12 protein-coding genes are annotated in these 11,974 nt (G+C 64.3%); 6 read left to right on the top strand and 6 right to left on the bottom strand.

Annotated elements, in window-relative coordinates:
• Positions 1–52: 52 nt before the first annotated feature.
• The 3 genes from DK368_RS14790 (at position 53) to DK368_RS14780 (ending at position 2,596) form a co-directional block, all read left to right on the top strand.
• Positions 53–571 carry a phenolic acid decarboxylase gene (locus DK368_RS14790; protein ID WP_114394735.1) on the top strand — a complete coding sequence of 173 codons (519 nt, stop codon included), beginning with the start codon at positions 53–55 and terminating at the stop codon, positions 569–571.
• A 525-nt stretch (positions 572–1,096) separates the two neighbouring features.
• Positions 1,097–2,038: a SphA family protein gene (locus tag DK368_RS14785; protein ID WP_162306044.1), complete on the top strand. Its 942-nt coding sequence runs from the start codon at positions 1,097–1,099 to the stop codon at positions 2,036–2,038.
• Between the two features lie 54 nt (positions 2,039–2,092).
• The gene (locus DK368_RS14780) at positions 2,093–2,596 is read left to right on the top strand and encodes a hypothetical protein (protein WP_155524591.1); all 504 of its coding nucleotides are present in this window, start codon (positions 2,093–2,095) and stop codon (positions 2,594–2,596) included.
• A 199-nt stretch (positions 2,597–2,795) separates the two neighbouring features.
• Here the strand turns inward: DK368_RS14780 and DK368_RS14775 are convergent, their stop codons facing one another.
• From DK368_RS14775 to DK368_RS14765, 3 genes are all read right to left on the bottom strand, one after another.
• Complete coding sequence (locus DK368_RS14775; RefSeq protein ID WP_114394732.1) at positions 2,796–3,716, bottom strand: LysR family transcriptional regulator; 921 nt, start codon at positions 3,714–3,716, stop codon at positions 2,796–2,798.
• Positions 3,717–4,038: 322 nt separating this feature from the next.
• On the bottom strand, positions 4,039–4,428 hold the full coding sequence (locus DK368_RS14770; protein ID WP_114394731.1) for a chaperone modulator CbpM: 390 nt from the start codon (positions 4,426–4,428) through the stop codon (positions 4,039–4,041).
• Positions 4,425–5,372 (bottom strand): DnaJ C-terminal domain-containing protein, encoded by a 948-nt coding sequence (locus tag DK368_RS14765; RefSeq protein ID WP_114394730.1) that lies wholly within the window; start codon positions 5,370–5,372, stop codon positions 4,425–4,427. The genes DK368_RS14770 and DK368_RS14765 overlap by 4 nt, the downstream gene beginning before the upstream one ends.
• Before the next feature lie 445 nt (positions 5,373–5,817).
• Here DK368_RS14765 and DK368_RS14760 point away from each other — a divergent pair, with 445 nt between their 5' ends.
• Both DK368_RS14760 and DK368_RS14755 read left to right on the top strand, forming a co-directional pair.
• A complete protein-coding gene (locus tag DK368_RS14760; RefSeq protein WP_114394729.1) occupies positions 5,818–6,228 on the top strand; it encodes an RT0821/Lpp0805 family surface protein in 411 nt (136 codons plus the stop codon).
• A gap of 29 nt (positions 6,229–6,257) precedes the next feature.
• Positions 6,258–7,544: a serine hydrolase domain-containing protein gene (locus DK368_RS14755; RefSeq protein ID WP_114394728.1), complete on the top strand. Its 1,287-nt coding sequence runs from the start codon at positions 6,258–6,260 to the stop codon at positions 7,542–7,544.
• A gap of 29 nt (positions 7,545–7,573) precedes the next feature.
• Here the strand turns inward: DK368_RS14755 and DK368_RS14750 are convergent, their stop codons facing one another.
• The gene (locus tag DK368_RS14750; protein ID WP_114394727.1) at positions 7,574–7,888 is read right to left on the bottom strand and encodes a hypothetical protein; all 315 of its coding nucleotides are present in this window, start codon (positions 7,886–7,888) and stop codon (positions 7,574–7,576) included.
• A 419-nt stretch (positions 7,889–8,307) separates the two neighbouring features.
• On the opposite strand from DK368_RS14750, the gene DK368_RS14745 reads away from it, so the two are divergent.
• Positions 8,308–9,990: a methyl-accepting chemotaxis protein gene (locus DK368_RS14745; protein ID WP_114394726.1), complete on the top strand. Its 1,683-nt coding sequence runs from the start codon at positions 8,308–8,310 to the stop codon at positions 9,988–9,990.
• A gap of 136 nt (positions 9,991–10,126) precedes the next feature.
• On the opposite strand, the gene DK368_RS14740 is transcribed toward DK368_RS14745, so the two are convergent.
• Both DK368_RS14740 and pyrC read right to left on the bottom strand, forming a co-directional pair.
• Complete coding sequence (locus DK368_RS14740; protein WP_114394725.1) at positions 10,127–10,804, bottom strand: orotate phosphoribosyltransferase; 678 nt, start codon at positions 10,802–10,804, stop codon at positions 10,127–10,129.
• A gap of 111 nt (positions 10,805–10,915) precedes the next feature.
• The gene (gene pyrC / locus DK368_RS14735; RefSeq protein ID WP_114394724.1) at positions 10,916–11,974 is read right to left on the bottom strand and encodes a dihydroorotase; all 1,059 of its coding nucleotides are present in this window, start codon (positions 11,972–11,974) and stop codon (positions 10,916–10,918) included.

The following is an 11,974-nucleotide window of genomic DNA, read 5'->3' as shown; positions in this document are numbered from 1 at the left end:
GCCTAAAACGCATCAGATTTTTGATGTGATAATCAAATCCGGGAAAATCATCATGTCGAACGAATTCGAATCCACAAAACCGGAAGAAATTGTTCGGTTTGTCGGGCGTCACTTCATTTATACCTATGAGAATGGATGGCAATACGAGATCTACATCAAGAACTCCACGACGATCGACTATCGCATTCATAGCGGCATCGTCGGTGGAAGGTGGGTGCGTGATCAGAAGACCCACATCGTCCGCCTGTCCGACGATGTCTGCAAGCTGTCCTGGGATGAGCCGACAGGAACCGCAGTGAGCGTTGCCGTCAATTTTGCCGAACGCCGCATTCACGGCGTCATCTTCTTCCCGCGCTGGATTGCTGAAAACCCGAAGAAGACCGTGTGCTTCCAGAACGACCATCTGGACCTTATGCGGAAATACCGCGATGAGGGGCCGACCTATCCGAAAATGGTGGTCGACGAGTTTGCCCATATCTCGTTTTTGGAAGATTGCGGTCCTGATCGGGAGGACGTGATTGCCTGCGCCGCAGGCGAATTGCCCGACGGATATGCCGCTCGCCGGAACTAGGCGGCCAAGGCAGCAACAGTTCCGGCCGATGCGGGCGTGCATCAGTTCCGACGGAGGCTTCGCCTCTGCCGGCCCGCGGCTCCAGGTCTTTCACTGCGCTATGCACCGACGTCGATGCGACAACAATAAGCGCGCGTCCACGTCGGTGCACGAGAACGACAGGGCAGCGTCGGTCTGCTTGGCCTGGTTCCGTGCTCGATTGTGTCCGCCGCGCCGCGGCGCGCACAGGGGCGTGTTTTAACCGGACCTTTTACCTGGGGACCGGCCTTGAGCCGGCCAGGTCCCGACGGCCCCTCTATGACGCGCGCTGCAGCTCCGCGCGGCATCGGTTTCACGCCATCGCCGCCGCCGCCATTGTCCGGAAAAGCGAGAGTTCGAGGCAAGTGTGCTGGCGGCACCTAGGTCTTTATCAATAAAGAAGCCGATAACACGGTCATTAACACAGTAATTCTCGCGAAGAATGGTTGTGTGTAAATAAAATATCAGGCCATGACGGAATGTCAATGGCGTAATGAGGAGGTCCCAATGAAGTATCCATATATGAGGAGTCATTTTATCGGCGCATGTGCCGCGATCTCGATCGGCCTGCATTGCGCGCCCGGTGCTGCGACGGAAGGGGGCGGGTCATCCTACGCCGCAGGATCGTCGATGCATCTCTCCGGTGCCATGCCGCCCGATCCGGGGTTCTATGGGGTCGTGATTCCGAGTTACTTTTCAGCAACGCGGATGAATGACGGCGACGGCGATAAGGTCAAATTTCCTGGCGGTTTCAAGGTTGAAGCCGCATCGCTGGTCCACAGGTCGTTCTATGTCTGGGACACCAAAATTCTGGGTGCGAATCTGGCGTCACAGGCCGTTACGGCCCTTGTCAAATTGGACTCGGACATTGCTCACCATAAGGATAAGGACGCCGGATTGGCGGACATCACCATATCTCCTGCGATACTTGGCTGGCATTTCGGTCAGAATCTGACCATGGTGCTGGGTTATGATGTGGTCGTGCCGGTTGGCAAATATGATAGCAGCCGCAGCTTGAATGTTGGCCGAAATTACTGGTCACATAACATTGTGACCGGGTTGGCCTACATTGATAGGGATGGGTTAACTTTCCAGATATCTCCGCGCCTCCTTATAAACCAGAAAAACAATGATACGGATTATAAGTCCGGCACGGAGTTCGAGATGGACTTTATTGCCGGCTGGAGCTTTGGACCGCTCAATCTGGGCGTGGCGGGGTACTATTACAAGCAGTTGACTGATGATGAGGTGGGAGGATCCAAGATACGCGCCAATCCTCTCGCCGGAATCTTCGAGAATGGAAACCGTGGAGAGGCTTTCGCCATCGGTCCCAAGGCGAGTTACTTCTTCGGACCGGCAACCGGGACCATATCGTGGCAGCCGGATCTGTATTCCAAGAACAGGACGCAAGGAAATACGGTCTGGGCGCATCTGGCCTACAAGCTTTAAGAATTTTTGGCGCCGGACGATCGAATATTTTCTAAATAGAAGGAGTATGTCGCTATGACCGCATACCCTCACCAGCCAACCCGTCATGGCTTGCGGAATTTTCTGGTCAGAGAAACCTATGTCATGGGGGCTGTGACAGGAATATTGTGTGTCTTCTTTGCTTGGTTGTTTTTCTCCGGCCAAGCAGACGTACCGGTCTGGGGCGGTGAAGGCATCATGATGGACCAGGTGCCTGGGACCATCCTGCCCGTGCTGGCAATCTGCCTGATCACGCCGGCGGCCATACGGGTCCGCCGGCGTAAGGGCGAGATCCCTGATCTCAACTGGGAGGACGTGACAGGGATCGTGCGCTTGGTGCCGCGGAATCTGCTGGTGCGCACCGTGGTTCTCTGCGCCGTATGGTTCATCGTCTTTGTTGGCGGATCGTATCTCGCGTTGTGGGCCGGCGGGTGGATATCCGTACCCTTTCACGCCTTGCTGGGGGTGAAGGCGGCCTATGGCGTGCTGTTGGGAGCCAGCCTCTGCCCCTTCGTTCTGCTTCCCAGCATCGGCAGATAACGCGGAATGCCGGTGAGCGGACCCGCCGCCTCGTCTGTCGGGGCCGCTCCACCGCTATCCAAATTGCGCACCTGGAAAAGAGGGCGGTGGGGGGCGGATCCTGACCGTCGCAAGAACCGCCGCGTGCGCCGCCGTTCACTGCGCAAGGAGCGGCCCGGAGAATGGGCCGCTCCTTGCGTCGCGACAGCCTCCAGGCCTGCTATTTCCCAAACTGGATCTTCGTCACATCGATGATGACATCCTTCACCCATTTCAGCGCCTCGTCCTTATCGCGCGACAAGTGCCAGGTGAGGGTCTGTGTGATCGTGGGCATCGTGAACGCCGTTTCCACGATTTTAATGGGAAAGCATCTGGAAAATAATAGAGCCAAGCTCTTTGGTATGCAGCCGATCCGATCGGTTCCAACCAGGAAGCCAGGAATAGAACTGTGCAGCGCCGTGCGGATCGCGGCGGTCCTTATGATGCCACGCTGATGAAAGAACTGTTCATCGACGGATTTCTGAGTCGTTCCATACGGTGTCATGATCACGTGGTCATGTCGGGAGAAATCGTCAATTGTAATGGGCGCTTGTAAGTCTGTGTTGCCGGACCAGGCAATGCAGACAAATGGCTCTGTGGAAATTACGTGTCGATGGCAGTCCGACACATCTGGGAAATCCGTCGGAATAATTAAGAAATCTATATCCCCACGAACAAGGTCCGCGAGGACGGGTTGGGTAAAAAATGGGACCAATGAAACAGTAATGCCCGGTGCGGAGCGGCTAATATACTCTATTGAAGGGGTTATGATGCTCAGATTCGCATAATCAGATGCTGCAATCCTGAAATTCCGCTTCGACAGAGCTGGATCAAAACTGCTTGCGGAGCTGACCATATTGTCCACTCTGGCCAATATGTCGCGAACTTGCGGCAACAACTCATTTGCAATGGGCGTCGGGACCATCTTTTTGCCCGACAGAACAAGAAGTTCGTCATCGAATACATCTCTTAGGCGAGTCAGGGCATAGCTCGTTGCCGGCTGGCTCAAATGCAAACGCTCTGCCGCCGCCGTAACGCTCTGCGTTGTCAGGAGCGCATCCAGAGCCACCAGAAGGTTAAGGTCAAGCTTCTTGAACCGCACTATATTCTCTCCCTTGAGATAATATTTTTATTTCGAACTGAAATCGCCGAAGGATTTACGGGCAAGCGCACTATGAAGACATGATCTAATTTATCATACTTTTGTATATGTATATAAGAAATTCGAGGCCTGAGTTCGTATCGATATGGGGCGTTGCTGAAAGTCGCCCAGTATCGCTTTGTCGCCTGCTTTCCGTGCCCCTTTGGATCGCCGATGCGGAGATGTGCGGGCAGCGGCCGGACCAGGGCGGGGTGTCCGGACCGTGTATTGCCCGGGTCCCCGCGTGCCGCGCCGCATCCGTCGTGTCTGATCCGCGGCCGAGTCAGCCGCCATCGGCGTCCTCACCGTCCGGTTGGGGGCCGCCCACCGGGGCGCCGTGGGGCCGGGGCGGGGATTCGGTGTCCAGCAGGCGGCGGCAGAGGGCGGCGCGGGTTTCGTCCGGCAAGTCCAGCAGGGCGTTGGACAGCACGCGCACCCGCCGCCGCAGCGTGTGGATCTGGTCCAGCAGGGAGAGCACCACCGGCATCGACTCCGGCGCGATGCCCAGATCGCGCTCCAACTCGGCGATGAGGCGGGCACGGGCGGTATCGACCTCGGAAAAGTGCAATCCGTCCTCGTCGCGCAGCGGGCGCAGCCAGCGCTGTTCGACCCAGACACCGATCTCCCCCGGCGAGACACCACAGAGGATCGCCACTTCCGTTTGCCGTCTCATGGTTTCATCCCCGCCTTGCTGCGAACGTCATAGGTCCGGCCGGCCCAGCCTTCAACGAAACGGGCCAGATCGGCATCCTCCCCCTCCGGCAGCAGGACCTTCAGCCGCACATACTGGTCGCCGGCGGGGTCGGTCCCGCGGCCCGGCACACCCCTGCCGCGCAGGCGCAGCACGGTACCGGTGTTGGAGCCGCGGGGAATGGTCAGCATCACCTCGCCCGATATGGTGGGGACCGGAACCTTGCCGCCCAGCACCGCCTCGGTCAGCGAGACCGGCAAGTCCAGATGGATGTCGCTGTCCTTGCGGGTGAACCAGGCATGGGGCTGGACATGCACCTCCACATAGGCGTCGCCGGCCGGCCCACCGCCGAGTCCGGGCTGCCCCTGGCCTTTCAGGCGCAGGGTCTGCCGGTCCTGCGTGCCCGGCGGGATGGTGACCTCGAGCGCACGGCCGTCGGGCAGGGTCAGGCGACGGCGGGCGCCGTTGACGGCATCCAGGAAGTCGATGCGCAGACTGTAGGAGACGTCGGCCCCGCGCCGATGCCTGTGGCCGCCGGCCCCCCGTGGACCCGCGCCCAGGCCGCCGAACAGGTCGGCGAACAGATCCTCGTCGAAGACCGGCTGTTCGCTGCCATAGGCGGTGCCGCCCGGCCCCTCGGCAAAATCGCGGTAAAAGCCGCGGGGCGCCTGTTCCTGGCCGCTGGCGTCGATCTCCCCGCGGTCGAAGCGCGTCTTCTTCTCCGGATCGGACAGCAGATCGTAGGCGGCCGAGATCTGCTTGAAGCGCTCAGCCGCCGCCGCATCGCCGGGATTGAGGTCGGGATGCCAGCGCTTGGCCAGCTTGCGGTACGCGGTTTTGATGGCGGCGGCGTCCGCCGTGCGGGCCACCCCCAGGACATCATAGGGATCGGTGCTTTTCACGTCCCCGGAGTCATTCACACGCATGGAACCCCCGTTTCCGACCCGGCGCAGGCCGGGTCCCGATACACCTCCGGTCCCGACCGGCATCCGGCCGGACGGCCGGCGCTGGCGAACCCGTGTCGCCAGGGGTCGGGTCGGGAGGACAGAAACATGGGCGGCGCCGTCGCGGTTGCCGCCGTGACGGGGGGCCGGGACCGTGGCGCCGATGCCGGCGGATGGGGCCGGTCCGGTCACGGGGCAGGGCAACAGGCCGTCCCTTTGCAGATGGCGTTCCATCCCCGCCGCGTCAATAAGCCGGACCTCGCCCCCGGCGGCGCAGGTGTGCCGTGCTTTTGCCACCATTGCCGTGAATCAAGGGGAGGTATGTGCAAAGGACGTGACCTGTTCGATCCCGACCCGGCGACCCTTGCCCCCGGTCCGGGGCTTTGGCAGATAAGGCCCTCCCGTCTTTCAAGGATGATCCTCCGAAATGCTGCGGCGTGCCCTTCCCCTGGTCGCAATCCTGACACTGGCCGCTTGTGCCTCCAAGGCGCCCGAGGCACCTCCGCCCCCGCCGCCGGCCGCGCCGGCCGAGCCCACCACCATCACCCTGGAGGACAGCGACAAGGCCGCCATCCAGGGCGCGCTGCGCGAGATGGGGACAAAGCCCATCGATGTGCCCGTAGGGTGGGCCAATCCGGCCACCAGCCGCCGTGGCGCCGTGAAGGTGCTGCGCGATGGCTATGATGCCCAGAACCGCCCCTGCCGCGAGTTCCATTCCATTGTGGTGCAGGACCCGCTGTTCCAGCACTCCACCGGTTTCCTCTGCCGCCAGCCGGACGGGGCCTGGGAGGTGGTGCAGGTCCGCGAATATCCGATCCATAAAGTGCCGAAGGCCTGAGCCTCCGGCCGCCAACCGGACAGACCGCCATGCGCCGTGCCCTTCTCGCCGCCACCATCCTTGCCGCCGGAGCCCTGGCCGTCTGGTGGCTGATCCCCGGTGGAGCGGGGCCGGCGACGCCGGTCGCCGAGGCGCCGGTCGTGCCCGCCCCGCCGCCCCCGCTGCCACCCATCGGCATGGTCGAGGTGGGAGGCGGTGCCGGAACGGTGCTGCCGGTGGCGGCGCCGGACAGCCGCACCCTGTCCGACGACGGGGTGAAGGCGGTGACGGCGTTTGCCGAATCGACCGGGACCGAGGCGCTGCTGGTCTGGCATCTGGGCGCCTTGCAGGTGGAGTATTACGGCCCCGGCACCCGCCCCTTCGACCGGCTCGACGGGCAGGGGCTGGGCCAGGGGCTGATGGTGCTGCTGGCCGGCCACGCCCTGCAGGACGGCACCCTGACCGATATCGAGCGGCCGCTGTCGACCTGGCTGCCGGAATGGGCCGCCGATCCGCGCGGCCGCATCACCATCCGCCATCTGCTGGAAGGCACCTCCGGCCTGGACATGCCGCCGGGGCCGCCGGGGAGCGATGTCGCCGCCTGGACCCTGTCGGCGCCGTTGGCGGCCGAACCCGGCACCCGCTTCCAGCCTTCGGCCATGGAGACCCAGCTGCTGGGGCTGGCACTGACCCGGGCCGCGGGCAAGCCGCTGGCCCGCTATATGGCCGACGCCTTCTGGCAGCCGTTGGGTGCGCGGGCGGCGGAGATCCAGGCCGATGCCCAGGGGGTGCCGCAGCTGACCTGCTGCGTGCGGGCCACGGCCCGCGACTGGCTGCGCCTGGGGCTGCTGGTGCTGGATGGCGGCACGGTGGACAACGCCGCCCTGGTGCCGACGCGCTGGCTGGACGAGATGCTGCGGCCGACCCTGTTCTCCCGCAATGAGGGCTGGCGCATGCGCTTTGCCTGGCCCTTTGACCGCAACGGGCCGGTCAAGGCCAAGGAACCCTTCACCGAAGGCGACATGGCCTTCCTGGCCGGCGAGGGTGGTCAGCGGCTCTACGTGTCGAAGGGACGGGAGCTGGTGATCCTGCGTCTGGGCGCGCCTGTGGCCGACTGGGACGAGTCACGTCTGCCCAATCTGGTGGCGAAGTCGCTGGCACCGCCCCCGCCGGCCAAGCGGGCCCTGATCTCCCGCCAGGCCGGGGCGGAGCTTCCGCCCATCACCAAGCCCCCGCCGGTGCCGGCGGTGGAAACGGTCCCGCTGGCACCGGCGGACGAGCGGACCGGCGAGACCGGCATCGCCCCGGCCCCGGCCCCGGACAGCGGGAACCGCTGATCCGGTCCGGAGCCGCCGGGAGCCGGATCCTATTTCGACTTGAAGGCCTTCAGCTGCTTGTTGAAGTCGGAGGCCAGCTTCTCCATGCGCTCCGATGCCTCGTTGTAGCGGCGGGTCCAGTCACCGCCGGTGCGGCCCTTGCCCTCATACTCCAGGCACTGCAGGTACTCCTGCGTTTCCGCCACGAAGGATTTGATGGCCTGCTGGGCCGCGACCATGTCGGCCTCTGCCGCCGTCTTGCCGTCCGGCACCGCCGGCGGGTCCTTTAGCGTGCACTCCGCCTGAGCGGTGCCGGCGAACGCGATGATGGACAAGGCAATGGCCAGCGTGGTCAGCGTCTTCATCGGATCTCATTCCCCTTCGATAAGGTCCCTTCGGCACATCCCCGGCGGCTTATCCCCACGATGACCCGTCATGGCGACGGGCTTCTTTTTCCTCCGACCCGGAGCGGGCACCCCTGCAAGTTGAGTGGGGCCTACTCCAGCCGAGGTTCATTCGGCCCATTATAAAAGCGAAATGTCGCTACAAAAAAGCTACGAGTAACGATATACCTATGCGAAAGTATGGGTGAGAGCAAGCCGGGTCGCAGCATACGGGGTCATCCAGATTGATAGAATTTTAGTCATCGTCTGATGAGGCCGCGTCGATCTTGCCTGCAAATCAGTCATAATAAGAATGGTTTACGATCTTTGAGCCCAGGATGAGACGTCGGCGCGTATGAAATGCGGATCTGCGCGCGCATGGACAGGAGAGGTTGACAGAGATGACTTATGCCAATCCGCGAAGCGGTCTCCGCCCGCAGGCCAGCAGCGGCGGCGGCTTCAGGATTTTCGGCCGTTGGCCGATCAGCCGCACCATCGCCGTGGCGATTTCGATCTTCATCCTGTTGGGCTTCGGTCTGATCATCGGCATCAGCGCGTCAGCGATGCGCGGCAGCATGCTGGACCTGTCCTCCAGCTCTCAGGCCCAGATGACGGAGATGCTGGCGGCCCAGATGCCGGCCGCTGTGAAATCCGGCTTCCAGGACGCGGTGGCGGAGAAGTACCAGCAGCTGACCAAGGCCGAAGGCACGTCCCTGGCCAATGTCCGCGTCGTCAACGCCGACGGCGAATCCGTGGACGAGTTCAAGTCCACAACCGTTCCTGCCTATGATTTCGGCAAGAACAAGATCCCCGACACGGTGACCAAGAAGACGGTGATCGACAAGGGCAGCCACCTGATCGTGCAGGCGCCCATCATCAACGCCACCGGCGGCCAGGTTGGCACCCTGACCGTGGCCTGGAGCCGGTCGGCCCTGCAGGGCACCATCTCCGACACCGTCATGGGCAACACGCTGGTGGCCCTGGTGGTGCTGGCCGTGCTGATCGGTATCCTGGTGTTCCTGCTGCACAAGATCGTCGGTGCGCCGCTGAACACCATGCAGACCGCCATGAGCAAGCTGGCCGGCGGCGACCTGCGGGTGGAGATCACCGGCACCGACCGCGGTGACGAGATCGGCGCCATGGCCAAGTCGGTCCAGGTGTTCAAGGACAACGCCCTGGAGGTTGACCGCCTGAAGAAGCAGCAGGAGGAGGCCGAGCGTCTGGCGTCCGAGGAGAAGAAGCGGGCCATGCACCAGCTGGCCGCCGACTTCGAAGCCTCGGTCAAGGGCGTGGTGGCCGAACTGTCCGGTGCCGCAACCGGCGTGCAGTCCACCGCCGAGAACCTGTCGGCCAGCGCCGAGGAAAGCCGGGCCCAGACCAGCGCCGTGGCCGCGGCCACCCAGCAGGCCAGCGCCAACGTGCAGTCGGTGGCCAGCGCCACCGAGCAGCTGGCCGGATCGCTGGCCGAGATCAGCACCCAGGTCGGCACCTCGGCCCGCATCGCCCGCGAGGCGGCCAAGACCGCGGAGAAGACCAACGACACCGTGCAGTCCCTGGCCCAGCGGGCGCAGAGCATCGGCGACGTGGTCAAGCTGATCAGCGACATCGCCAGCCAGACCAATCTGCTGGCGCTGAACGCCACCATCGAGGCGGCCCGCGCCGGCGAGGCCGGCAAGGGCTTCGCCGTCGTTGCCTCGGAAGTGAAGTCCCTGGCCAATCAGACGGCCAAGGCCACCGAGGAGATCTCCAGCCAGATCAGCACCATGCAGGACGCCACCAAGGAGGCGGTCGACGCCATTCTGGTGATCAGCCGCACCATCGCCGAGATCAACGGCATCTCCGAGATGGTGGCCGGTGCGGTCGAGGAGCAGGACAACGCCACCAAGGAGATCGCCCGCAACGTGCAGCAGGCCTCGGTGGGCACCATGGAGGTGACCCGCAACATCGAAAGCCTGGAGCAGGTGGCGCACGAGACCGGCGCGTCGGCCAACAGCATGCTGGGCGCCGCGCGCAACCTGTCCCGCCAGGCCGATGCGCTGGGCATGCAGGTGGAGCGGTTCCTGGAGCAGGTGCGCACCGCCTGATCCCGGAGTTCCCCTTTCCTCATGCAAAACCCCCGCACCGAGAGGTGCGGGGGTTTTGTTTTGGTCAGCCGGCGCCGTGACCTTCGGCGCCCGCCCCGCGCCGGCATGACGCGGGGCGGCGTGGACGGGACGATGCTCAGGCCTTGACCTCGGTGCCGCCATTGGCACGGGACCAGCCTTCCGGGTCGCGCAGGAACTTCTCCACCTCGTCCAGGGTGCGCGCGTCAAGACCGCCATCCTCGCGGGCCACGCGCAGCACGTCCCACCAGGTGGCCAGGGCGTGCAGCGTCACACCCAGGGAGTCCATGGTCTCCTTGCTCTTGGGGAAGATGCCGTAGTGGAAGACCACGAAGGCATGCTCAACCACGGCACCGGCCTGGCGCAGGGCGTTGATGAAGTTGACCTTGGAGCCGGCATCGGTGGTCAGATCCTCCACCAGCAGCACACGCTGGCCCTCGGTCAGGTGCCCCTCGATCTGGGCGTTGCGGCCGAAGCCCTTGGGCTTCTTGCGCACATAGAGCATGGGCAGGTCCAGCGCCTCCGACAGCCAGGCGGCGTAGGAGATGCCGGCCGTCTCACCGCCGGCCACGGCGTCGAACGCCTCGAACCCGGCATCGCGGAACAGCAGGTCGCGGGCCGCCTGGATCAGGAAACGGCGGGCGCGGGGGAAGCTGATGAGCTTGCGGCAGTCGATATAGGTCGGGCTGGCGCGGCCGGAGGTCAGGATGAAGGGCTTGTCGGCATTGAAGTGGACGGCCTTGGTCTCCAGCAGGATGCGGGCGGTCTGGGTGGCGGCGGTCTGGGCGTCGATCATGGCTGTCCCGGTGCGTCGGAAGGGGCTCGGTTGCCGGAAGGCAGGGGCCGGCCGTCTTGGGGGAGGGAAGGCGCCGGGCCCGGGGCGGGGCGGCGGCCCAGGATGTTGGCTTTACTCCGCCAGCAGGCGCCAGTCCAGCCGCTCGCCCGAGCGGAAGGGCAGAACTGCGTTGCGGCCGTCCACGTCCAGCACGTCCGGCACCACGCAGCCGCCGCGCTCCAGGATGATGCTGTCCGCGTTCGGCGGCAGGCCGTAGAAGGCCGGGCCGTTGAGGCTGGCGAAGGCTTCCAGCCGGTCCAGCGCCCCCTCCTCGTCGAAGACCTGCGCATAAAGCTCGATGGCCGTGGCGGCGGTGAAGATGCCGGCGCAGCCGCAGGCGCTTTCCTTGGCGCCGATGGGATGCGGAGCGCTGTCGGTGCCCAGGAAGAACCAGGGTTCGCCCGAGGTCGCGGCCCGGCGCAGGGCCAGCCGGTGGCTTTCCCGCTTGGCGATGGGCAGGCAATAGAGATGGGGCCGGATGCCGCCGGCGAAGAGGCTGGAGCGGTTGATCATCAGATGGTGGACGGTGATGGTGGCCGCCAGCCGGCCCGAGGGGCCGTGGCGCCGCACCAGATCCACGCCCTCAGCCGTGGTGATGTGCTCCAGCACGATCTTCAGCCGCGGGAACCGGGCCAGCAGCGGCGTCAGCACCGTTTCCAGGAACACGGCCTCGCGGTCGAAGATATCGACGTCGGCGTGCGTGACCTCGCCATGCACCAGCAGCGGCATGCCGATGGCCTGCATCCGTTCCAGCACCGGCACCACATGGGCGATGCTGGTGACGCCATGGGCCGAGTTCGTGGTGGCATGGGCCGGATAGAGCTTCACCGCTGTCAGCACGCCGCTGCGGAACCCGCGTTCCAGATCGTCCGCATCGGTGCCGTCGGTCAGATAGGCCGTCATCAGCGGCTGGAACCGGCTGCCGGCCGGCAGGGCCGCCAGAATCTCGTCGCGATAGGCTTCGGCCTGGGTCGTGGTGACCGCCGGCGGCACCAGATTCGGCATGATGATGGCCCGCCCCATCTGGCGCGCGGTCAAGGGCAGCACGGCCCGCAGCATGGCCCCGCTGCGGATATGCAGGTGCCAGTCGTCGGGGCGGCGGATGGTCAGGCGCTGGGGGGCATCGGTCAT

It is taken from the genome of Oleisolibacter albus (assembly GCF_003336875.1).
In the GTDB taxonomy this organism is placed as follows: Bacteria; Pseudomonadota; Alphaproteobacteria; order Azospirillales; family Azospirillaceae; genus Niveispirillum; species Niveispirillum album.
This window is presented reverse-complemented; position numbering and strand designations above follow the sequence as displayed.